Genomic DNA, 21,003 nt, shown 5'->3' on the forward strand with positions numbered 1-21,003 from the left:
CGGCCCGGACGAGACGGCCGAAGACGACAGACGCGACGACAGGAGACGACGTGGGGACCGTAACGATCGGCGTGTCGATCGCGGTCCCGGAGCCTCACGGCAGCCTGCTCCAGGAGCGGCGCGCGGGCTTCGGCGACGCCGCGGCTCACGGCATCCCCACGCACGTCACACTGCTGCCGCCGACCGAGGTCGCGGCGGCGCAGCTGCCGGCCGTCGAGGCGCATCTCACCGAGGTCGCCGGGGTCGGCCGCCCGTTCCCGATGCGACTGTCCGGCACCGGCACGTTCCGTCCGCTGTCCCCGGTGGTCTACGTCCGCGTCGTCCAGGGCGCCGAGGACTGCGCATGGCTCCAGCAGCGGGTGCGGGACGCGTCCGGCCCGCTGGCGCGCGAGCTGCAGTTCCCCTACCACCCGCACGTCACCGTCGCGCACGGCATCGACGAGGCCGCGATGGACCGCGCCTTCGAGGAGCTGGCCGGCTTCGACGCGCAGTGGCCGTGCACCGGCTTCGCGTTCCACGAACAGGGCGCCGACGGGGTCTGGCGCAAGCTGCGGGAGTACACCTTCGGAGGATCGGTGGTGCCCGCGCAGCCCGGTGCCCTGCGTGAGGTGGGCCGCAGCGGCGCCCTGCCGTAGGCGGCATCCCTCAGGGCTCTTCGCGCCCCGGGCTACAGGGGCAGCCTGCGGAACAGCGTGCGCGGGATGTGCCGCAGCGCCGTCATCACCAGGCGGAGCGCGCCCGGCACCCACACCGCTTCGGAGCGCCGGCGCAGCCCCAGCTCGATGGCCGTGGCGACCGCCTCCGGGGTGGTGGCGAGCGGAATCCGCTCCCGGCCCGCCAAGGCCGTCGTACGGACGTGTCCGGGGCGTACGACCATGACGTGCACGCCGGTGCCGTGGAGGGCGTCGCCGAGGCCCTGGGCGAAGGCGTCGAGGCCGGCCTTGCTGGAGCCGTAGATGAAGTCGGCGCGGCGGGCCCGCTCGCCGGCGACGGAGGACAGCACCACGAGCGAGCCGTGGCCCTGGGTCTGCAGGGCGCGGGCGACGACCAGGCCCGCGCCGACGGCGCCGGTGTAGTTGGTCTGGGCGACCCGGACGGCACGTACCGGGTCGCGCTCGTCGTGGGCCTGGTCGCCGAGGATGCCGAAGGCGAGCAGCACCAGATCGATGGGGCCCTCGGTGAAGACCTTGCCGAGGGCGCCCTCGTGGGACTCGGGGTCGAGGGCGTCGAAGGCGACGGTGCGGGTGTCCGCGCCGAGGGTGCGCAGGTGCTCGGCGGCCTGTTCCAGGGCCGGCGAGGGGCGGCCCGCCAGCCATACCGTGCGCGCGCCGCGGGCGATCAGCCGGCGCGCGGTGGCCAGCGCGATCTCGGAGGTGCCGCCGAGGACGAGCAGGGAATGGGGGAGGCCGAAGGCGTCCTTCACCGTGGATCCAGGCATGTCGGTGACCGTATCGCCCAGGTATGGGTGGTTAGTTACTGAACATTCGCGGGCTCCACACAATGGGTGATTAGTGGGATGTCATACGAGCGTGCCGTCGGGGGCAGGAAGCGATCATGGACTGGCTGAAAAGACTCCCCGGCATCGGGCCGGCCGTCGCCCGGCTGACGGAGACGCACGCGTGGCACTGCTACGAGCGGCTGGACCGGGTGAAGTGGACGCGGCTGGCCGCCGCCATGACGTTCATCAGCTTCGTGGCGCTGTTCCCGCTGCTGACCCTGGTCGCCGCGGTCAGCGCCGCGACGCTCAGCCCGGACCGGCAGAAGACCGTCGAGCTCAAGATCTCCGAGCAGTTCCCCGGTGTCGTCTCCAGCCGGCTGGACCTCTCCTCGCTCGTCCACAACGCCGGCACCGTCGGCGTCATCGCGGGCGCCGTGCTGCTCCTCACCGGCATCGGCTGGGTCGGCCAGATGCGGGAGTGCCTGCGCGCGGTGTGGGAGCTGGCCGAACGCCAGGAGAACCCGTTCCTCGCCAAGGCCAAGGACGCCGGCATCCTCCTCGGCCTCGGCGGGGCCCTGCTGGTCACGCTCGCCGCGTCCACGTTCGCCTCGGCCGCCGTCGGCCTGGTCTCACGCCATCTCGGGCTGGCCGGATACAGCTGGGGGAGCCTGCTGCTGCGGATCGCCGCGTTCGCCGTCGCCGTGCTCGCCGACTTCCTGGTCCTGATCTACGTCCTGACCCTGCTGCCCGGGGTCGAGCCGCCGCGCCGCCGCCTGCTGGTGGCCGCACTGCTCGGCGCGGTCGGCTTCGAACTGCTCAAGCTGCTGCTCAGCGGCTATATCCAGGGAGTCGCCGCGAAGAGCATGTACGGCGCGTTCGGCGTCCCCGTGGCGCTGCTGCTGTGGATCAACTTCACCGCGAAACTGATCCTCTTCTGCGCCTCCTGGACGGCGACGCGGAGCCCCGAGGCCACCGGACGCGCCGAGGTCACGGACGCGGCCGGCGGCGCATCAGGTCCGGCAGCGGCCACCGGCGATTGATCAGGAACACGCCGCCCGCGAGCAGCACCAGCACCCCGCCCGCGATGGCCGCGGCGATGCCGACGCCGCCGGAGCCGGACTCGGCGGTCGCGTCGGCCACCGGCTTCGAGCCGGACCCGTGGGGCCCCGCGGACTGCCCGGCCGAGGCGCTCGCCCCGGGGCTCGGCAGGGCGCTCTTCGGCGGCACCAGCTCGCCCACCGGGTTGACCTTGCCGGCCGCCCGGAAGCCCCAGTCGAACAGCTTGGCCGTCTCCTTGTAGACCTCGTTGTGGTCGTGCTTCTCCGGGTTCATCGCCGTGACCAGCAGCACCCTGCCGTTGCGCTCGGCGACCCCGGTGAAGGTGGCGCCCGCGTTGGTGGTGTTGCCGTTCTTCACGCCCGCGATGCCCTGGTAGACGGGGACGTCGGCGTCGCCGCTCAGCAGCCGGTTGGTGTTCTGGATCTCGGCGTCGCCGAACTTGGCGTGGACGGTCGAGCAGTAGTCGCGGAAGTCCTTCTTCTGCAGCCCGGAGCGGGCGATCAGGGACAGGTCGTACGCCGACGACACCTGGCCCGGAGCGTCGTAGCCGTCGGGCGAGATCACATGCGTGTCCCGCGCCTGCAGCTCGTCGGCGTGGGCCTGCATGTCCTTCACGGTCTGCGCGACCCCGTCGTTCATGGCGGACAGCACGTGCACGGCGTCGTTGCCGGAGCGCAGGAAGACCCCGAGCCACAGGTCGCGGACGTTGTAGGTGCGGCCCTCTTTTATCCCGACCACGCTGGAGCCGACACCCATGCCCGCGAGGTCGGACGGCACCACCTTGTGCTCCATGGTCCGCGGGAACCGGGGCAGCAGGGTGTCCGCGAAGAGCATCTTCAGCGTGCTCGCCGGCGGCAGCTGCCAGTGCGCGTTGTGCGCGGCGAGCACATCGCCGGACTCGGCGTCGGTGACGATCCAGGAGCGGGCGGTGATGTCCTTGGGCAGAACGGGCACGCCCGGGGCGAGATTGACCTGGGTGCCGGGCTGGCCGAGCCGCTCGCCGCCCACGGTGGACATCCGGGCCGGGGGCGTGGCCGTGGGACTCGCCCCGGGGGGCGGGGCGGCGAGGGCGGCGGGCGCCGTGGCGGACAGGGACAGCAGGGTGGCGGAGGTGACCAGCAGGGATCGCCTGCCGGTCGGCTTCGGTGCGGGCACGGACGAGAACGTACCCGGGGCGCAGGGCGAAGTCCCGTCTCCCGCCCGACCCCCGAGACGGAACCGGACACGCGACGGCGATACTGGTCGCATGCTGTGCCCACCCGGGGGACGTCCCCCGGACCCCCGGCCGCCTTCGGGTGCCCGGTGCTGCGCGGAAAGGTCAGTCGCTGTGAAACTCAGCCGCCCGGTCTCCTGGTTCCTGCTCGCCTTCGGGGTGTGGAGCTGGGTCATCTGGGTCACTTTCGTCAAGAATCTCGTCAAGGACAGCAGCGGGCTCGCGTTCGACGGCGGTCACCCGACCGCGTACTTCTGGGTGCACCTGCTGCTGGCGGTCGTTTCCTTCGTATTGGGGACGGTCGTCGGAGCCATCGGGTTGCGCGGACTGCGCGCACTGCGCCGGACGTCATAGCGGGAACCGCTCCCACACCTGTGAAGGCACTGTGAAAACCGGGGGAAACAACACCTCGGCAAGTTCTTGCCCATCTGGTGCAGAAAGCCCTTCCCCCACCTGAAACAGGTGTGATTAGGTGAGCCGCGTCACTTGGGGGAGTGGCCGAATCGTGCTGGCCAGGGGTAGGGCCTTCGAAGGGGCCTGGGGAGGGCACCACCATGCGATCTGTTCGCATGCGCATTCTCGTGACACTGCTCGTACTCGCGGTCGTGGGAATCGGCGGCTGGCAGCTGCTGCCGTCGCAGGAGAACAAGAACAAGACCATCACCGTCGGTACGACGGACGCCGTCACGGACCTCGATCCGGCCGGTGCCTACGACGCCGGTTCATGGGCCTTGTTCAGCAATGTCTTCCAGTCGCTGCTGACGTTCGAGCCGGGCGGGGTCGCGCCGGTCCCGGACGCGGCGAAGAGCTGTGCCTTCCAGGACAGCGCACTGCGCAGCTACCGGTGCACGCTGCGGTCCGGCATCACCTTTCCGAGCGGGCGCACGATGACGGCCGAGGACGTGAAGTACTCCTTCGACCGAGTCAAGAAGATCAACTCCGATGTCGGACCCGCCTCGCTCTTCTCGACGCTCGCCACGGTGAGCGCCGACGACGCGACGACCGTCACCTTCCATCTGTCCTCGCCGGACGCCACCTTCCCGCTGAAGGTCGCCACCGGCGCCGGGGCGATCGTCGACAAGGACAGGTACCCGGCGAACTCCCTGCGCACCGGCACCTCCGTGGACGGCACCGGTCCGTACACGCTGACGTCGTACACCAAGGACCAGCAGGCCGAACTCGCCCCGAACAGCCACTACAAGGGCTACCTCAGCGGCACCGGCCGGCCGATCGAGCTGCGCTACTACACCGACTCCGCGAAGCTCGACAGCGCCTGGAAGGGCGGGCGGATCGACGTCGCCACCCGGAACCTGTCGCCGGACGTGCTCTCGCGGCTGAACCCGAGCGACCCCGACAACCGCGTCACCGAGTCCGACAGCGCCGAGACCCGCAACCTGTACCTCAACACCCGCACCGGCTCCCCGCTGCACGATGTGCGGGTGCGCCGCGCGCTGGCCTGGCTGGTCAACCGTGAGGAGCTGGCCGCGACGGTCTACCAGGGCACGGTCGACCCGCTGTACTCGCTGATCCCGACCGGCATCACCGGTCACACCACCGCCTTCTTCGACGACTACCCGACGCAGAGCGTGCAGAAGGCGCGTGAGCTGCTCACCCAGGCCGGGGTGAGCCTGCCGGTGCGCTTCACCTTCGGCTACGGCATCGGCCGCGGCGCGGGCAAGGAGGAGGCCGCGGCGCTGAAGAAGCAGCTGGAGGCGGGCGGCCTGTTCAAGGTGGACGTCCAGGGGTACGAGTGGACCGACTTCCAAAAGCGCTGGGCCGCCGGGAAGATGGACGCGTGGGCGGTCGGCTGGGTGGCCGACTACCCCGACCCGGACACCTTCGGCGCCGCGCTCGTCGGCACCGGTTCCACGATGAGCACCGGGTACAGCAACAAGGTGGTCGACCATCTCGTCCTGGACAGCCAGCAGTACGCCGACCGCAGCCGGGCCGCGAACGACTTCAAGGACATCCAGTCGGACGTCGCCCAGGACGTCCCGCTGCTGCCGCTGTGGCAGCGCAAGGAGTACGTGGTCAGCACCGAGGACGTGGGCGGCGGCCAGTACCTGGACGACGGCACGGGCGTCTTCCGCCTGTGGCGCCTGCAGTGGATCTGATCAGCTCCCGCTCTCCTCGGGCCCCTCGCTCTCCCCGGTCCGTTCGCTCCGGCCGGTCCGCCCGGTCTCCCCGGTCCCCCTGGTCCGGGGATCCGGCAGGGCCTTCGTCATGCCGGGCAGGAAGTCCGTGAACAGTTCATGGACCTCCAGGACCAGGGGGCGCAGCACACGGAAGCGGGCCAGTGCCACGCCGCGTGCGGTCAGCCGGGCCCCGCGGCGGGCCAGCCGGTAGCTGCGCTCCCGCCCCTCGGTGCGGTCGAAGACCCAGTACAGGACCAGTCCCATCTGGGCGAGCCACATCAACTCCGGGAGCACGTCCCGCAGTTCGGGGGCGACCTTGGACCTGGAGCCGGCCAGCACCTCCCGGTGCAGGCTGATCGCCTGCTCGCGGGCGTGCTCGCTCTCCGGCGAGAAGGGGCTGAGCGGACTGTCCGGGTCGGCGGCGTTCTTGAAGAACTGCACGGCGAACTCGTGATAGGGGCGGGCGATGTCGAGCCACACGGTCAGCACGCCCGCGAGCCGTGCCTCCAGGTCGCTCTCCCGGTCCAGGACCTCGCGGACCGCCGCCTGGTGCTCGGCGGCGATCCGGTCGTAGAAGCCCTGGATCAGGTGTTCCTTGCCCTCGAAGTAGTAGTAGGCGTTGCCGACGGAGACGCCGGCCTCCTTGGCGATGGCCCGCATGGTGGTCTTGTCGTACCCGCGCTCCTGGAACAATCGCATCGCGGTCTGCAGGATCAGCGCACGGGTCTGCTCGGACTTGCTGCTGGGGGGACCGGCCGTTGCGGGACCGTCGTTGTTCGCGGGCACGGCAGAGAGCCTAACGAGTGACGCGGGCACTCTTTGACCAGGCCGGTTCAGCTCATGCGGCCCAGCTCCGGGCGCTTGGTGTAGTCCGTGAAGCCGAGGACGTTGCCCCAGGGGTCCGCGATCTCCACGGTCCAGCCGGTGGCCACCGGGAACACCTCGTCCAGCGGGGTGATGCCGGCGGTGGCCAGCTCACGCGCCGCCGACCGGGCGTCCGGCACCTCCAGCCAGATCCGCGTCGAGGGCCACGGCGGCGTCCGGTGCCCCAGCAGCTCCTCGGCTCGCAGCAGGATCCCCGGTGTCTCCTTGCCGACCCTCACCAGTGCGATCCCGGCCTCGTCGAACCGGAACCCCACGGCGAACCCGGCCCGTTCGTAGAAGTCGACGGCCTCGCCGAGGTCGCCGACGGGGAGCAGCACGTTGTCGAAACCGAGCAGTTCGTACGACTCTTCGTCTGACATGTCGTCAGATTAGTGCCGTTGGTCGGCGAAACACGTCAAGAGCGTCGCGAAATCCTGCAAAAACGCCCAAGGGCCCTGCTTCCGGACGAGCGGAAGCAGGGCCCTTGGGAGGGCTTGAGAAGAGTCGGTGAAGATCGTGTGAAGATCAGTAACGGCGGGTGATCAGCGCCCGCTTCACTTCCTGGATCGCCTTGGTGACCTCGATACCGCGCGGGCAGGCGTCCGTGCAGTTGAAGGTCGTACGGCAACGCCACACGCCGTCACGGTCGTTGAGGATCTCCAGGCGCTGCTCGCCCGCCTCGTCCCGGCTGTCGAAGATGAAGCGGTGGGCGTTCACGATCGCGGCCGGACCGAAGTACTGGCCGTCGTTCCAGAACACCGGGCAGGACGACGTGCACGCGGCGCACAGGATGCACTTGGTGGTGTCGTCGAAGCGCTCGCGGTCCTCCGCGGACTGCAGCCGCTCACGGGTCGGCTCGTTCGTGTCCTTGGTGACCAGGAACGGCATGACGTCCCGGTACGCCTGGAAGAACGGCTCCATGTCCACGACCAGGTCCTTCAGGACCGTGAGGCCCTTGATGGGCTCGACCGTGATCGGCTTCTCGGGGTTGATGTCCTTGATCAGCGTCTTGCAGGCAAGACGGTTCTTGCCGTTGATCCGCATCGCGTCCGAGCCGCAGATGCCGTGTGCGCACGAGCGGCGGAAGGTGAGGGTGCCGTCGACGTCCCACTTGATCTTGTGCAGGCCGTCGAGGACACGCTCCTTCGGGTCGATCTCCAGCTGGAAGTCTTCCCAGGTCGACTCCTCGGAGACCTCCGGGTTGAACCGGCGGACCCGGAAGGTGACCGTGATGAGGTGCGACGAGGCCGCGGCCTCCGCCTCCACCTTGTCCAGAACAGGGGTAGCCATCAGTACTTACGCTCCATCGGCTGGTAGCGGGTCTGGACGACCGGCTTGTAGTCGAGACGGACGGTTTCCGCGCCGTCGGCGCCGACCTCGCGGTACGCCATCGTGTGACGCATGAAGTTGACGTCGTCGCGGTTCGGGTAGTCCTCGCGGTAGTGACCGCCGCGGGACTCCTTGCGGGCCAGTGCCGAGACGGCCATGACCTCGGCCAGCTCCAGGAGGTTGCCCAGCTCGATGGCCTCCAGCAGGTCCGTGTTGAACCGCTTGCCCTTGTCCTGGATCGCCACGTTCTTGTAGCGCTCGCGCAGCTCGGCGATCTTCTCGACCGCCGTCTTGATCGTCTGCTCGGTGCGGAACACCATGACGTTGGCGTCCATGGTCTCCTGCAGCTCCTTGCGGAGCGTGGCCACCCGCTCGTTGCCGGTGGAGTCGCGCAGCTGCTCGATCTGCTCGACGACGAACGCCTCCGGGTTCTCCGGCAGCTCGACGAAGTCCGCCGTGTGGGCGTACTCGGCGGCGGCGATGCCGGCGCGGCGGCCGAAGACGTTGATGTCCAGCAGCGAGTTGGTGCCGAGTCGGTTGGCGCCGTGCACGGAGACGCAGGCGACCTCGCCGGCCGCGTACAGACCCGGGATGACGGTGGTGTTGTCCGCCAGGACCTCGCCCTCGACGTTGGTCGGGACGCCGCCCATCGCGTAGTGCGCGGTCGGCTGGATCGGGATCGGGTCCGTGTACGGCTCGATGCCCAGGTAGGTCCGCGCGAACTCGGTGATGTCCGGCAGCTTGGCGTCCAGCTGCTCCGGCGGCAGGTGGGTCAGGTCGAGGTAGACGTGGTCGCCCTCGGGACCGCAGCCGCGGCCCTCGCGGATCTCCGTGTAGATGGAGCGCGAGACGACGTCACGGGAGGCGAGGTCCTTCATGACCGGCGCGTACTTCTCCATGAAGCGCTCGCCGTCCTTGTTGCGGAGGATGCCGCCCTCACCGCGGGCGCCCTCCGTCAGCAGGATGCCCATGCGCCAGATGCCGGTCGGGTGGAACTGGAAGAACTCCATGTCCTCCAGCGGGATGCCCCGGCGGTAGCACGCGGCCTGGCCGTCACCGGTCAGGGTGTGCGCGTTGGAGGTCACCTTGAAGAACTTGCCGGTACCGCCGGAGGCGTAGATCACGGACTTCGCCTGGAAGACGTGGATCTCACCCGTGGCCAGCTCGTACGCCACGACACCGGCCGAGCGCTTGACGCCGTCGACCTCGGTGATCAGCTGGTCCAGGACGTAGAACTCGTTGAAGAACTCCACGCCCTCCTTGACGCAGTTCTGGTACAGCGTCTGGAGGATCATGTGGCCGGTGCGGTCCGCGGCGTAGCAGGACCGGCGGACCGGGGCCTCGCCGTGGTTGCGGGAGTGACCGCCGAAGCGGCGCTGGTCGATGGTGCCGTTCGGGGTCCGGTTGAACGGCAGGCCCATCTTCTCCAGGTCGAGGACGGCGTCGATGGCCTCCTTCGCCAGGATCTCGGCGGCGTCCTGGTCGACCAGGTAGTCACCGCCCTTGACCGTGTCGAAGGTGTGCCACTCCCAGTTGTCCTCCTCCACGTTGGCGAGCGCGGCGGCCATGCCGCCCTGCGCGGCGCCCGTGTGGGAGCGGGTGGGGTAGAGCTTGGTCAGGACCGCGGTGCGGCTGCGCTTGGTCGACTCGATGGCCGCGCGCATGCCGGCGCCACCGGCGCCGACGATGACGGTGTCGTACTTGTGGATCTTCATGATTCTCGCAGCCCCGTGCCTAGCGGATGTTCGGGTCGAAGGTGAAGATCACCAGCGTGCCCAGCAGGATGGTGAACACCGTGGCGGTGTAGAGCAGGCCCTTGAGCCACAGCCGGGTGTTCGCGCGCTCCGCGTAGTCGTTGATGACCGTGCGCAGGCCGTTGGCGCCGTGCAGCATGGCGAGCCACAGCATCAGCAGGTCCCAGACCTGCCAGAACGGGGACGCCCAGCGGCCGGCCACGAAGGCGAAGCCGATCTTGGAGACGCCGCCGTCCAGCACGAGCTGGATCAGCAGGTGGCCGAGGACCAGGACGACCAGCACGATGCCGGACAGGCGCATGAACAGCCAGGCCGCCAGCTCGAAGTTGCCCCGGGTCGACTTCGGGGTCTTCTTGGTGCGCTTGCGCGGGGCCTCGATCAGCGGGGCCGGGTTGTCGACGCCGTAGACGGGGGCGCCCTCGACGGGGCCGACGCCGGACGCGGTGGTTTCAGTCGTGGACATCGGCGTCAGCTCCCGAACAGGACACGAGCGGCGTGGCCGAGCACGGGGTAGATCGCGCCGACCATCAGGACGACCCAGACACCCAGCACGGTCCAGAACATCTGCTTCTGGTAGCGCGGGCCCTTCGACCAGAAGTCGACGGCGATGACGCGCAGACCGTTGAGTGCGTGGAAGAGGATGGCGGCGACGAGGCCGTACTCCAGCAGCGCGACGATCGGGGTCTTGTACGTGGCTACGACCTTGTCGTAGTCCTCGGGGGAGACACGCACGAGAGCGGTGTCCAGCACGTGAACGAACAGGAAGAAGAAGATGAGGACGCCGGTGACTCGGTGAGCCACCCAGGACCACATTCCTTCCCGGCCGCGGTACAGCGTTCCAGCCGGCACGGAAGAACCCTCCGGGAGCGGGGACTAGGGCCGCGCCGGCTTCGGTGTCGGTCGGGCCCGGCCGGGTACGGTCCACCGGCCCCCAGCATCGTATCCATGCGGTGCGCTGCGGCTTACGGGGGGCCTGGCTGTGTGATCAAACTGGCACCGGATGGGTTACCGGCCGGCCGGTCGAGAGGGCGGTCGGTCCTGCTATTTGCCGGGTGCGGGGGCGTTTTGGCTGGTCGCGCCCCGCGGCGGAACCGCTGGTGGACAGGGTCCCGCGGCCCGAAGGAGCTTCCCCAGCCGCTCTCCCGCAAGGCGCCGCAGCTCCTCTGCCGCCATGACCCGTTCCTCCTCCGGATCGTTTGTCAATCGTGATCGGATGGCTTCGAGGATGCGGTCCAGGCATTCGTCCGGGTGGGTGTCGCCCAGGTAGATGACGAACGCGTGTCCGAATCGGGCCTCGTATGCCGCGTGGGCCGCGCTCAGGGCCATGTGGGCGGCCGAGTAGGTGCCCTCGGGCAGGTCGGGGAGCGATTCGCCCGCCAGGGCCTCCGACAGGTCGCCCGGGGACAGGTCGTACGCCGCCTCGTCCGCCGCGGCCAGGAGGGACTCCAGGTCGGGATAGGGGCGATGGTCCGCGATGCGGCGGGACCAGCGCACGCTGTGCAGGCAGTGCAGCAGCAGGGCGTGGGCCTCATCGGCGGGCGCGGTGTTGAAGGCGTCGAGGGGCCTGGGGAGATGCGGGAGACGGTGGGCGGGCAGCGTGGGTCCTCGCGTCACATGCGGTGTGGCAGGGGATGCTGTGAAAGGTGTGTCGACAGGTTATCGAGAGTGGTCACTGTGTGTCCGTGGGATGCCTGAAATTCACTCGAACGGGAGAGTTTCGGAACGTCTGGATGACGAACGAAGTGCGGATCGGTCGTACGTTGGCAGTGTGACCCAGCACAAGCGCCGGGCTTCGGCGCAGCAGGTGATACGGAAGCGAGCCGTGGTGGCCGCCGCGTTCGTCGGGACCGTCGCGCTCGGTACGGGCGTCGGCGTGTGGGCCTCGTCGGGCGGGGGCGGCGGGACGCAGGACGGGGGCGCGCGGCAGTCGTCGTCCGGCCGGGTGGCCGACACCGGCGGGGCGGCCACGCCGTCGGCGAGTCCGACGCCCAGCCGCTCCTATCCGCTGTCCCGGGCGCCGCGGACGATACCGGCCGTGCGCTCGCACACCGCGGCGCGCGGACCCGGCTGGAAGCCGCAGAAGGCGGACCGGGTGGTCGTCAGCGACGGTGAGCTGGCCGACGAGGGCCGGCTGATAGCCGGGGAGCTGGGGATCGCCTACGCCGGCGAGAAGGACGACGTGCGGGCGGGGGACGTCCGGCTCGCGCTCGGTGGCGGGGGCGGGAACCAGGAGTCGTACACGATGACCGTCCGCGACGGGCGGGTCGACATCAGCGGACCGGGCGAGGCCGGTGTCTTCTACGGCACCCGCACGCTGAAGCAGGAGATCCACGGCGGTGGTACGGCGCCGGAGGGGGTCGTACGGGACGAACCGGCCAAGCCGGTGCGCGGGTTCATGCTGGACATCGCGCGCAAACCGTTCTCCGAGTCCTGGATCGAGGACCGAATACGGGAGCTGGGGGACCTGAAGTTCAACGAACTGGGGCTGCACTTCTCCGACGACCAGGCCTTCCGGATCCAGTCCAGCAGCCATCCCGAGATCGTCTCCCCGGACCATCTCAGCAAGGCGCAGGTCAAGCGGATCGTGGCGCTGGCGGACAGCCGGCACATCACCGTCGTGCCCGAGATCGACTCGCCGGGGCATCTCGGCGCCGTCCTCGCCGCCCACCCGGACCTGCAGCTGCGCAACGCGAGCGGGATCGCGACCAAGGGCGCGATCGACATCTCCAAGCCCGCCTCCGCGAAGATCGTCGACGATCTGCTGAACGAGTATTCGGGGCTGTTCACCGGCAACCAGTGGCACCTCGGCGGCGACGAGTACCAGGCGCTGACCGTGAAGGACCCGCAGGCCTCGTATCCGCAGCTGGCGGCCGCCGCGCGGCAGAAGTACGGCGCCGGCGGCACGGTCGCCGACCTCGCCACCGGCTGGCTGAACGACCGCGCCGCCACCGTCCGCGCCCACGGGAAGACCATGCGGGCCTGGAACGACGGCTTCTACCGCGGTACGTCCGTACAGCCCGCCAAGGACCTCCAGGTCGCCTACTGGACCGGCAAGGAGATCGGCGCCCGGCAGCCCGTGGACTACCTGAGCACGGGCCGCAAGGTGCTCAACTACAACGACGAGTTCCTCTACTACGTCCTCGGGCAGCCGCAGACCTTCGTCTATCCGACCGGACAGCGGATCTACGAGCAGTGGAACCCGCGCGTGCTGCGCGGCACGACCGCCGTACCGGCGAGCTACGACGGGCAGATCCTCGGCGGTTCGTTCGCGGTGTGGTGCGACTTCCCGAACGCGCAGAGCGAGGCCCAGGTCGCGGCCGGGGTCCGGATGCCGCTGCGAGCCACCGTGCAGAAGCTGTGGGACCCGGGCCAGCCCACGCTGACCTGGACCGACTTCAAGGCGCTGGCGGACCGGCTGGGCTGACGCCCGGCAGCTGGTTCTGCCCGGTGGTCAACCTGTGGTTCTCGCGCCGCGTCGTCCGCGGCATTTGGGACGCCGCAGGGCCCTCGCGGGCCCCGTACCGGTGGCGTCCTTTGGCTGAAATCGTCCACCTGTGACACTCCCGCCCCGTCGCACGCAGTAAGGGGAAGTGCGGGCTCCGTACCGGTCGGCGCCCTGGCAAGGGAGACATTCATGAGCCTGGTGGAACTGATCGCACAGGCCGACGAAGGCGGACTGGCGGCCAGCGGACTGGCTTGTTTGGACCGGTGCCTGCCTCTGCTCGGCGCCGACGACGAACTGCTGCGGCCCTTGTGGGCGAGCCTCGCCGACGGCTCCGGCTGGGGCGCGAGTCTGGAGAAGGCGCGCGGGACGCTCGGCGCGCAGGAGGACGACGACGAGGAGGCGGTGCGGCTGGTCCGCCGCATGCTGCAGGCGGCGCCGGCCGAGCGCACCGCCGACGCGATACGGCCCTGGGCCGACGCCTGCTCGGTCGCGGCGCTGCGTGTGCACCGGCTGCTCGATCCCGCCGGGGGCACCTCCCCGGCCCTCGGGGCACCGGGGGAAGCCGGGACGCCGGACGGTGACGGCCTCGATGCCGGGCGGAGCGGGGACGCGGCGGATCTGCCACCGCTGGTCGCGGCCGAGCTGCGGCGCCAGACGGCGGTGCTGGACCTGCTCGCCGAGCACGGTCCGGCCGGCCTGCGCCGCGCGCTGGATCTGTCGGTCGAGGGCCGCCGGGTGCTGCGCGCGGTGGTGTCCCGGCGGGCGCGCAGCGAAGCGGAGTCCGGGGAGTGACGGGTACGGGGAGGCTGTGACCGTCCTGCGGCGGTCGTGGGGCGGTCCTGCGACGTTTGGCGGAACGCGCCGGACGGGCGTGACGGATCAGCCCGTCCGATCGCTCTTCCCTATGTGACAGCCCAGTACCTGACACCACAGCAGGAGACCCGGCCGCAGGCCGCGGCGAAGCCCGTGCGATGGGCCGCGGACACCGTGGCGACGATGCGCGAGGGCGCCAGGGTCCGGCTCGACTACTCGGCGCAGAGCCTGTGGCGGGTCGACCGGATGATCGACGAGATACGCCGCGAGGGGCCGCCGTACGCCGCCGTCGAGAGCGTGCTGCGCGGTTTCGGGGCCTACGCCGGTGAGGTGATCGTCCGCCAGACCGGCGCCGAGTGGTGGGCGACCGGCGGCGACCACTGGGTGCGCACTCCCGACGGCCGGCTCTGGGACCCCGTCGACGAGGCGCGGCGCGCCTACGGCGGCCAGGGCTCGCTGCGCCTGCTGTGCCGGGACGCGACCGCCTCCCGCTGACGGGCACGGGGGCGGCACGGCGCCTGGCTGTGACACTTCTGTGAGGCCCGGCGCTGATCAGCGTGGAGGGCGGCGGCACGGCCGGAGCGTGCCGACCGTGAGGGGCGTGCCACGCAGTGGCCATCAACTCGGCACGAACGAGGACGTCTTGGGCCAGGGAGGGGAACCCCGCCGCTCGCAGCCGCGCGACGGGGAGCTGGGCGCGGCCGTCGCGCGCGCCCAGGACGGCGACGAGGCCGCCTTCGCGGTGGCGTACCGGATCGTGCAGCCCGGCCTGCTCGGCTATCTGCGGGGCCTGGTCGGGGAGGACGCCGAGGACGTGGCCGCCGACGCGTGGCTGGAGATCGCCCGCGACCTCGGCAGGTTCAAGGGCGACGGTGCCGGGTTCCGCGGCTGGACGGCGACCATCGCCCGGCACCGCGCCCTGGACCAGCTGCGCCGCCGCCGGGTGCGGCCCCGGGCCGTACCGCTCGAACCGGACGTGCTGGAGTTGCCCGGCCGGCTCAGCACCCACGACCAGGCCCTGGAGTCGCTGTCCACCCGGCGGGCGCTGGAGCTGGTGCGCAGCCTGCCGCGCGACCAGGCCGAGGCCGTGCTGCTGCGCGTGGTCGTCGGCCTCGACGGCCCGGCCGCCGCGCGCGTCCTCGGCAAGCGCCCCGGCGCCGTCCGCACGGCCGCGCACCGCGGGCTGAAACGTCTCGCCCGGCACCTGGACGGCCAGGGCGCGGCGGACACGGGCGGTCCAGGTGTGACGGATGACGGCCCCCCGACGCTGGGTGAGTCGACATGAACGGCGCCGACCGCCGCCCGTATCGGCACGGGAGAACCATCGGTCCCGGAGTCCGTACGAGGCCCGGAAGGTCGCGCGTCCCCGGCACGCCGGAGGAGGACGGGAACAGGCATGGGTGAACGGCACAGCGGCGACGGTCCCTTCGGCTGCCGGCACGCGCACCCCGGCGACACCCTCTCCGTACCGGGCCGCACCGGCACGGACCCCGTCGGCCCGGGACTCGAGGCGCGGCTCGGTGCCGCCCTGCGCGCCGGCGGCGTCGACGCCGGGGCCGAGCGCCGGGCGGTGGCCGCCTTCCGGGCCGCCCGCGATGCGCGGGCGCTTCCCGCGCGCACCCGGCGCCGGGACGACTGGCGGCCCGCCGCGCCGAGCCGCCCTCGGCGCGCGCCGAGGGCGACGCTCTCGGTGGCGCTGGTGAGCCTCATGCTGGGCGGCGTCGCCGTCGCGGCGATCGGCTCCGCCGGGTCCGGCCCCGGCGCGCGGTCCGCCGCCGCGCGATCGGTCCGCCCGTCGGCGAACGCCCCGCACCGGTCGGCCGCTGTCGGTACGTCCGCCGGGAGCGCGGGGCCGGGGGCGGGCCCGGGTGCCCGCCCGCACCATCCGGCCGGTGCGCGGGACACCGCGGCCCACTGCCGTGCCTACGAGCGGGCCGGGGACCGGGGCGGCGCCCTGGACTCGACGGCCTGGCGGCGGCTCGTCAGGTCGGCGGGCGGCACGGACCGGGTGGCGGCCTACTGCGCGGCCCGGGTGACGAACGGCACAACCGGCAACGGTCAAACAGATGGAAAAAGCGCCAAGTCGGGCAAGTCGGATGGCGCGTCGGCGGCGGGCGGTGGGACCGCGAAGCCGAAGCCGGGCACGGAGGACGCGAAGGCGGCGACGGGGAGCCCGAAGCGGGCCGACAGGAGCGCGAAGACCGCCAACGGCGGTCGGGAGAGCGGGAGTTGAGGCCCGCGAAGGCAACGGCCGGGGCCGCCACCCCCCACAGGAGAGGCCCCGGCCGTCGCGCGGACGGGCCGCGCGCGGCCCGTACTTCCTTCAGCGCCGTGAGTGCGTTTTCTGTCACACCCCGGGCACACCCGGCCCTCACCCTGCGCACATCCGCACCCGGTCACGAGTTAGTTGCATCTTCTACGGACATGGACGGGGAGCGGTTTCACGCCGTAACGTGCCTTTCGCGCCGACCGGGAACCAGGCGTAAAGGGAGTGCGGTGCTGGGGGACGACGCGGAGCTGACCGCCGCGGTGCGTGCGGCACAGGACGGCGACGAGACGGCATTTCGTACGGTGTATCGCGCCGTGCATCCGCGGCTGCTCGGATACGTCCGCACACTGGTCGGTGATCCGGACGCCGAGGACGTCGCATCCGAGGCCTGGCTGCAGATCGCCCGCGACCTCGACCGGTTCAGCGGAGACGCCGACCGCTTCCGTGGCTGGGCCGCCCGGATCGCCCGCAACCGCGCCCTGGACCACATACGGATGCGTGGCCGCCGCCCCGCCATAGGCGGCGACGAGACGGAACTGACCGGCCGTGCCGCCGAGTCCGACACGGCAGGTGAGGCCATCGAGGCGCTGGCCACCGACGGCACCCTCTCGCTCATCGCGCGGCTCCCGCAGGACCAGGCCGAGGCGGTCGTCCTGCGTGTCGTGGTCGGCCTCGACGCCAAGAGCGCCGCCGAGACCCTCGGCAAACGCGCGGGTGCGGTACGCACCGCGGCGCACCGCGGTCTGAAGCGGCTCGCGGAGCTGCTCGGCGACGATGCGGAATCCGTAGGCACGCTCGGCGCGCTCCCCCCTCAGAGAGAACCGCGCCGAGGCGCGGTGTCGTCCGCAACTGTGACGGATTCGCGTGCGCGGACGCAGAAGGACATGTGATGGCCGACGAGCAGGACAAGTGGCTGAACCGTGAGACGGCGGAACGTCTGCTGCGCGGTGAGTCACTGGAAGCCGTCGATGCCTCCGCCCGTGACCAGGCCGAACGCCTCTCCCGCGCGCTCGGCGCGCTGTCCGCGCAGACGGCTGCGGCCACCGGTGAACTCCCCGGCGAGCAGGCCGCCCTGGCCGCCTTCCGAAAGGCCCGCGAGGCCGCCGACGCCGAACGGACCGCAGCCGACCCGGCCGACGGCGCCTTCGCCCTGCCCAGGCCCGGTGCCGACGCGGGTCTGGTCCGCCTCGGCGCCGCGGCCCGTAGCGGAATCCTGGGCCGACGGCCGCGCTGGGCCCGGCCGGTGCGTCTGGCCCTCGCCGCCGCGCTGGCCGTGGGCACCCTCGGCGGAGTCGCCATGGCCGCCGGGACCGGGATGCTGCCCGTGCCGTTCGGGCCCGAGCACCCCCGCCCCGACACCTCCGTCTCCGCCGGCGGGCCCTCCGGGACGCCGCTCGACACCGTCTCGCCGCAGGGCAGCACGGGCGGCACCCCGGACCCCGGAACCCCGAGCGGCAGCGCGGGCGCGGACCGCGGCGGCGCCTCGGGGAAGGCCACGGGACCGGACGACCGCACGCGCCGCAGCCCCTCGCCGGGCGCCGACGGCACGCCCGGCAGCCCCGGCAGCCGGTGGAAGGACATGGCCGCGGCCTGCCGGGACTTCCGGGACGGCAAGGGCCTGGACTCCGGACGCCGGCGCGCGCTGGAGACCCTGGCGGGCGGGAGCGCCCGGGTGAGCCGGTACTGCAAGGTCGTCCTGGCCTCCGTCGACTCGCTGGACGGCCGGACGAACGGCGGCCAGGGCGGCGACGGCGGCGACAGCGGAAAAGCCGACGGCAAGAACAAGGGCAAGGGCGGCGACAAGGGCGGCGACGACGACGGCCACCCCGGCCGGGGCGGCGACGGCCACCCGGGCTGGGGCGGCGGCGGTCACCCGGGCCACGGCGGCGAAGGCGGCCACCACGGCGGGGGCCGTGGGAGTGGCAAGACCGGCGACGGCGGCGAAGCCCGCCTTCCCACACCCCGCTGACCTGCGGTTTCGAGGCCCGTGAAAAATTCTTCGGGCAGGGTGTGACGTTTTTGAAGGCTGCGGCGCAGTACTGAGTGAGCCGACTGGTCATCGGCCCTCGCACAGAGCCGGGGTTCCCCCCGTACCCAAGGCTCGTGCACCTGGCGCGGGCGGGACACGTTCCCCCGGTCCCGCCCGCGCCCCGCAATCCACCTCACCAGTGGACGACGACCTTGTCGCCCACCCGCACCTGCGCGAACAGCTGCTGGATCGCGGTCTCGTCCCGGACGTTCACGCACCCGTGCGAACCTCCCGCGTATCCGCGCGCCGCGAAGTCGTACGAGTAGTGGACGGCCTGGCCGCGGCTGAAGAACATCGCGTACGGCATCGGTGAGTGGTAGAGCGTCGACACCCAGTTCCGCGCCTTCCAGTAGATGTGGAAGACACCTTCCCGGGTCGGCGAGTACTGCGTCCCGAACCGCACCGCCGTCGTCGTCACCGTCCGGCCGTCGACCATCCAGCGCAGCGTCCGTGTCGTCTTGTCGATGCACAGGACGCGGCCGGTCATGCAGCGCGGGTCGGGCGCGCCGGCCGGCTGACCGCCCATCAGATACAGCTCCCATGTGCCGGGCGTGTGGGTCATCAGCACCAGCCGCCGCCAGGTGACGCTGTCCGTCCGCCCGGTCCGCGGCAGCCCGCGCTTGCCCTGGAAGCCTCGTACGGCCTGCTCGGTGAGCCGGCCGTAGGACCCCGAGGGCCCTTCGGACAGCCAGTCCAGCTGGCGCAGCCGTGCCTGCAGCTCCCGTACGCGGGGTCCGCTGTCGCCGCGCGCCCACAGGACGCGGGGCGGGGGCGCGGCCGGTGACGGCTGGGCCGTCCGGGTGGGATCCGCGGGAGCCGGAGGCAGGCTCCCCGGGGTCTGGACGTGGAGGGGCGCCCTGGCCTTGCCATTGGCGTCCACAGGCTGCACGGTGCAGCCGCAGAGGGCGGCGAGGGCGGCGGCCGAGGCGAGTGCGGCGGCGGGTCTTCCCGAGATCCTCATGCCGGGGATGCTTCCCAGTGTGACCGCCGTCGAACGACGGGGCATGGTGAGGGGTGACAGGACGTACTGCGGAGGCGGCCATGGCGCGTGAGTCGGAGTCGGGACTGCCCGTCGAGCCGGTCTACGGACCCCGGGCCCTCGAAGGCTGGGACCCGGCCGGGAAACTGGGCGAACCGGGCGCGTACCCCTTCACGCGCGGTGTGTACCCCACGATGTACACCGGCCGCCCCTGGACCATGCGCCAGTACGCCGGCTTCGGCACGGCCGCCGAGTCCAACGCCCGCTACCGGCAGCTGATCGCCCACGGCACCACGGGCCTCTCGGTCGCCTTCGACCTGCCCACCCAGATGGGCCATGACTCCGACGCGCCCCTCGCCCACGGCGAGGTCGGCAAGGTGGGCGTGGCGATCGACTCGATCGAGGACATGCGGGTGCTGTTCGACGGCATCCCGCTCGACCAGGTCTCGACATCGATGACGATCAACGCCCCGGCGGCCCTGCTGCTGCTCCTCTACCAGCTGGTGGCGGAGGAGCAGGGCCTGCGGGCCGACCAGCTGACCGGCACGATCCAGAACGACGTCCTGAAGGAGTACATCGCCCGCGGCACGTACATCTTCCCGCCCAAGCCGTCCCTGCGGCTCACCGCGGACATCTTCAAGTACTGCACCGCCGAGGTCCCCAGGTGGAACACGATCTCGATCTCCGGCTACCACATGGCCGAGGCGGGAGCGTCACCCGTACAGGAGATCGCGTTCACCCTGGCGGACGGCATCGAGTACGTCCGTACGGCGGTGGCCGCGGGCATGGATGTCGACGACCTCGCCCCGCGCCTGTCCTTCTTCTTCGTGGCCCGTACGACACTTCTGGAGGAGGTCGCCAAGTTCCGCGCGGCGCGCAGGATCTGGGCGCGGGTGATGCGGGAGCAGTTCGGGGCGCGCGACCCCAAGTCCCTGATGCTCCGTTTCCACACCCAGACGGCCGGCGTCCAGCTGACGGCCCAGCAGCCGGAGGTGAACCTGGTCCGGGTGGCCGTACAGGCCCTGGCCGCGGTGCTGGGCGGCACGCAGTCGCTGCACACCAACTCCTTCGACGAGGCGATCGCGCTGCCGACGGACAAGAGCGCACGGCTGGCGCTGCGGACCCAGCAGGTGCTGGCGCACGAGACGGACGTGACCGCGACGGTGGACCCCTTCGCGGGTTCCTACGCGGTGGAGCGGATGACGGACGACGTCGAGGAGGCGGCCGTCGACCTGCTGCGCAGGGTCGAGGACCTGGGCGGGGCGGTGGCGGCGATCGAGCGGGGCTTCCAGAAGGCCGAGATCGAGCGCAACGCGTACCGGATCGCCCAGGAGACCGACTCCGGCGAACGGGTCGTCGTCGGCGTCAACCGCTTCCGGCTGGACGAGGAGGAGCCTTACGAGCCGCTCCGGGTCGACCCGGAGATCGAGGCCCGTCAGACGGAGCGCTTGGCCGAACTGCGGTCCGAGCGGGATCAGGGGGCGGTGGACACGGCGCTGGACGCGTTGCGCAAGGCGGCGGAGGGGGAGGACAACGTCCTGTACCCGATGAAGGCGGCGCTGCGGGCGCGGGCGACGGTGGGGGAGGTGTGCGGGGCGCTCCGCGGGGTCTGGGGGGCCTACGAGCCGTCGGAGGTGTTCTGAGCCCGACCGCCCCGGACCGGAGTGTCGTACCCC

General features: G+C 71.4%; 23 protein-coding genes. 13 read left to right on the top strand and 10 right to left on the bottom strand.

Going from position 1 to position 21,003, the window contains the following annotated elements:
• The first annotated feature begins 50 nt into the window (after positions 1 to 50).
• A complete protein-coding gene (locus tag AQI95_RS08395) occupies positions 51 to 635 on the top strand; it encodes a 2'-5' RNA ligase family protein (RefSeq protein ID WP_067119765.1) in 585 nt (194 codons plus the stop codon).
• Between the two features lie 32 nt (positions 636 to 667).
• Here AQI95_RS08395 and dprE2 read toward each other — a convergent pair whose 3' ends face one another.
• A complete protein-coding gene (gene dprE2 / locus AQI95_RS08400; protein ID WP_067119767.1) occupies positions 668 to 1,423 on the bottom strand; it encodes a decaprenylphospho-beta-D-erythro-pentofuranosid-2-ulose 2-reductase in 756 nt (251 codons plus the stop codon).
• Between the two features lie 131 nt (positions 1,424 to 1,554).
• Here dprE2 and AQI95_RS08405 point away from each other — a divergent pair, with 131 nt between their 5' ends.
• Complete coding sequence (locus AQI95_RS08405) at positions 1,555 to 2,478, top strand: YihY/virulence factor BrkB family protein (RefSeq protein ID WP_067119770.1); 924 nt, start codon at positions 1,555 to 1,557, stop codon at positions 2,476 to 2,478.
• On the opposite strand, the gene AQI95_RS08410 is transcribed toward AQI95_RS08405, so the two are convergent.
• Positions 2,426 to 3,652 carry a D-alanyl-D-alanine carboxypeptidase family protein gene (locus tag AQI95_RS08410; protein WP_067119775.1) on the bottom strand — a complete coding sequence of 409 codons (1,227 nt, stop codon included), beginning with the start codon at positions 3,650 to 3,652 and terminating at the stop codon, positions 2,426 to 2,428. The genes AQI95_RS08405 and AQI95_RS08410 overlap by 53 nt on opposite strands.
• A 172-nt stretch (positions 3,653 to 3,824) precedes the next feature.
• Here AQI95_RS08410 and AQI95_RS08415 point away from each other — a divergent pair, with 172 nt between their 5' ends.
• On the top strand, positions 3,825 to 4,064 hold the full coding sequence (locus AQI95_RS08415) for an SCO4848 family membrane protein (RefSeq protein WP_067119778.1): 240 nt from the start codon (positions 3,825 to 3,827) through the stop codon (positions 4,062 to 4,064).
• Between the two features lie 215 nt (positions 4,065 to 4,279).
• Positions 4,280 to 5,824: an ABC transporter substrate-binding protein gene (locus AQI95_RS08420; RefSeq protein WP_079071135.1), complete on the top strand. Its 1,545-nt coding sequence runs from the start codon at positions 4,280 to 4,282 to the stop codon at positions 5,822 to 5,824.
• Here the strand turns inward: AQI95_RS08420 and AQI95_RS08425 are convergent, their stop codons facing one another.
• The 7 genes from AQI95_RS08425 to AQI95_RS08455 form a co-directional block, all read right to left on the bottom strand.
• Complete coding sequence (locus tag AQI95_RS08425) at positions 5,825 to 6,631, bottom strand: TetR family transcriptional regulator (RefSeq protein ID WP_067119785.1); 807 nt, start codon at positions 6,629 to 6,631, stop codon at positions 5,825 to 5,827.
• A 47-nt stretch (positions 6,632 to 6,678) separates the two neighbouring features.
• A complete protein-coding gene (locus AQI95_RS08430) occupies positions 6,679 to 7,089 on the bottom strand; it encodes a VOC family protein (protein ID WP_067119788.1) in 411 nt (136 codons plus the stop codon).
• Between the two features lie 145 nt (positions 7,090 to 7,234).
• Positions 7,235 to 7,999: a succinate dehydrogenase iron-sulfur subunit gene (locus tag AQI95_RS08435; protein ID WP_067119791.1), complete on the bottom strand. Its 765-nt coding sequence runs from the start codon at positions 7,997 to 7,999 to the stop codon at positions 7,235 to 7,237.
• The gene (sdhA, locus tag AQI95_RS08440; RefSeq protein WP_067119794.1) at positions 7,999 to 9,753 is read right to left on the bottom strand and encodes a succinate dehydrogenase flavoprotein subunit; all 1,755 of its coding nucleotides are present in this window, start codon (positions 9,751 to 9,753) and stop codon (positions 7,999 to 8,001) included. Before sdhA ends, AQI95_RS08435 begins: the two co-directional genes overlap by 1 nt.
• A gap of 19 nt (positions 9,754 to 9,772) precedes the next feature.
• A complete protein-coding gene (locus AQI95_RS08445) occupies positions 9,773 to 10,255 on the bottom strand; it encodes a succinate dehydrogenase hydrophobic membrane anchor subunit (protein WP_067119797.1) in 483 nt (160 codons plus the stop codon).
• A 5-nt stretch (positions 10,256 to 10,260) separates the two neighbouring features.
• Positions 10,261 to 10,641 carry a succinate dehydrogenase, cytochrome b556 subunit gene (sdhC, locus tag AQI95_RS08450; RefSeq protein WP_079071136.1) on the bottom strand — a complete coding sequence of 127 codons (381 nt, stop codon included), beginning with the start codon at positions 10,639 to 10,641 and terminating at the stop codon, positions 10,261 to 10,263.
• A 192-nt stretch (positions 10,642 to 10,833) separates the two neighbouring features.
• The gene (locus AQI95_RS08455; protein ID WP_067119804.1) at positions 10,834 to 11,406 is read right to left on the bottom strand and encodes a 2-oxo-4-hydroxy-4-carboxy-5-ureidoimidazoline decarboxylase; all 573 of its coding nucleotides are present in this window, start codon (positions 11,404 to 11,406) and stop codon (positions 10,834 to 10,836) included.
• Positions 11,407 to 11,560: 154 nt separating this feature from the next.
• Here AQI95_RS08455 and AQI95_RS48315 point away from each other — a divergent pair, with 154 nt between their 5' ends.
• The 8 genes from AQI95_RS48315 (at position 11,561) to AQI95_RS08490 (ending at position 18,288) form a co-directional block, all read left to right on the top strand.
• Complete coding sequence (locus AQI95_RS48315; protein WP_159056484.1) at positions 11,561 to 13,216, top strand: beta-N-acetylhexosaminidase; 1,656 nt, start codon at positions 11,561 to 11,563, stop codon at positions 13,214 to 13,216.
• On the top strand, positions 13,150 to 13,350 hold the full coding sequence (locus tag AQI95_RS50330) for a DUF4328 domain-containing protein (RefSeq protein WP_208614105.1): 201 nt from the start codon (positions 13,150 to 13,152) through the stop codon (positions 13,348 to 13,350). Before AQI95_RS48315 ends, AQI95_RS50330 begins: the two co-directional genes overlap by 67 nt.
• 76 nt (positions 13,351 to 13,426) lie before the next feature.
• Positions 13,427 to 14,029, top strand: coding sequence for a hypothetical protein (locus AQI95_RS08465; protein ID WP_067119806.1), 603 nt, complete (start codon positions 13,427 to 13,429; stop codon positions 14,027 to 14,029).
• Between the two features lie 129 nt (positions 14,030 to 14,158).
• Complete coding sequence (locus AQI95_RS08470; RefSeq protein ID WP_067120433.1) at positions 14,159 to 14,545, top strand: hypothetical protein; 387 nt, start codon at positions 14,159 to 14,161, stop codon at positions 14,543 to 14,545.
• Between the two features lie 148 nt (positions 14,546 to 14,693).
• Positions 14,694 to 15,335, top strand: a complete 642-nt coding sequence (locus tag AQI95_RS08475; RefSeq protein ID WP_067119809.1) for an RNA polymerase sigma factor — start codon at positions 14,694 to 14,696, stop codon at positions 15,333 to 15,335.
• Between the two features lie 111 nt (positions 15,336 to 15,446).
• The gene (locus tag AQI95_RS08480) at positions 15,447 to 16,283 is read left to right on the top strand and encodes a hypothetical protein (RefSeq protein WP_067119812.1); all 837 of its coding nucleotides are present in this window, start codon (positions 15,447 to 15,449) and stop codon (positions 16,281 to 16,283) included.
• A 263-nt stretch (positions 16,284 to 16,546) separates the two neighbouring features.
• Positions 16,547 to 17,209, top strand: coding sequence for an RNA polymerase sigma factor (locus AQI95_RS08485; RefSeq protein ID WP_067119815.1), 663 nt, complete (start codon positions 16,547 to 16,549; stop codon positions 17,207 to 17,209).
• Positions 17,209 to 18,288 (top strand): coiled-coil domain-containing protein, encoded by a 1,080-nt coding sequence (locus tag AQI95_RS08490; protein ID WP_067119818.1) that lies wholly within the window; start codon positions 17,209 to 17,211, stop codon positions 18,286 to 18,288. The genes AQI95_RS08485 and AQI95_RS08490 overlap by 1 nt, the downstream gene beginning before the upstream one ends.
• 193 nt (positions 18,289 to 18,481) lie before the next feature.
• Here the strand turns inward: AQI95_RS08490 and AQI95_RS08495 are convergent, their stop codons facing one another.
• Positions 18,482 to 19,309: a L,D-transpeptidase family protein gene (locus AQI95_RS08495; protein ID WP_067119820.1), complete on the bottom strand. Its 828-nt coding sequence runs from the start codon at positions 19,307 to 19,309 to the stop codon at positions 18,482 to 18,484.
• Positions 19,310 to 19,389: 80 nt separating this feature from the next.
• Between AQI95_RS08495 and AQI95_RS08500 the strand changes: the two genes are divergently transcribed.
• Positions 19,390 to 20,970 carry an acyl-CoA mutase large subunit family protein gene (locus AQI95_RS08500; RefSeq protein ID WP_067119822.1) on the top strand — a complete coding sequence of 527 codons (1,581 nt, stop codon included), beginning with the start codon at positions 19,390 to 19,392 and terminating at the stop codon, positions 20,968 to 20,970.
• The last annotated feature ends 33 nt before the right edge of the window (positions 20,971 to 21,003 follow it).

It is taken from the genome of Streptomyces yokosukanensis (assembly GCF_001514035.1).
In the GTDB taxonomy this organism is placed as follows: Bacteria; Actinomycetota; Actinomycetes; order Streptomycetales; family Streptomycetaceae; genus Streptomyces; species Streptomyces yokosukanensis.

Coding starts and splice junctions, on each gene's coding strand:
- AQI95_RS08480 (WP_067119812.1), top strand. CDS start 15,447: ATGGGTGAACGGCACAGCGGCGACGGTCCCTTCGGCTGCCGGCACGCG.
- AQI95_RS08435 (WP_067119791.1), bottom strand. CDS start 7,999: ATGGCTACCCCTGTTCTGGACAAGGTGGAGGCGGAGGCCGCGGCCTCG.
- AQI95_RS08465 (WP_067119806.1), top strand. CDS start 13,427: ATGAGCCTGGTGGAACTGATCGCACAGGCCGACGAAGGCGGACTGGCG.
- AQI95_RS08420 (WP_079071135.1), top strand. CDS start 4,280: ATGCGCATTCTCGTGACACTGCTCGTACTCGCGGTCGTGGGAATCGGC.
- AQI95_RS08445 (WP_067119797.1), bottom strand. CDS start 10,255: ATGTCCACGACTGAAACCACCGCGTCCGGCGTCGGCCCCGTCGAGGGC.
- AQI95_RS08430 (WP_067119788.1), bottom strand. CDS start 7,089: ATGTCAGACGAAGAGTCGTACGAACTGCTCGGTTTCGACAACGTGCTG.
- AQI95_RS08405 (WP_067119770.1), top strand. CDS start 1,555: ATGGACTGGCTGAAAAGACTCCCCGGCATCGGGCCGGCCGTCGCCCGG.
- AQI95_RS08490 (WP_067119818.1), top strand. CDS start 17,209: ATGGCCGACGAGCAGGACAAGTGGCTGAACCGTGAGACGGCGGAACGT.
- AQI95_RS08500 (WP_067119822.1), top strand. CDS start 19,390: ATGGCGCGTGAGTCGGAGTCGGGACTGCCCGTCGAGCCGGTCTACGGA.
- AQI95_RS08495 (WP_067119820.1), bottom strand. CDS start 19,309: ATGAGGATCTCGGGAAGACCCGCCGCCGCACTCGCCTCGGCCGCCGCC.
- sdhA (WP_067119794.1), bottom strand. CDS start 9,753: ATGAAGATCCACAAGTACGACACCGTCATCGTCGGCGCCGGTGGCGCC.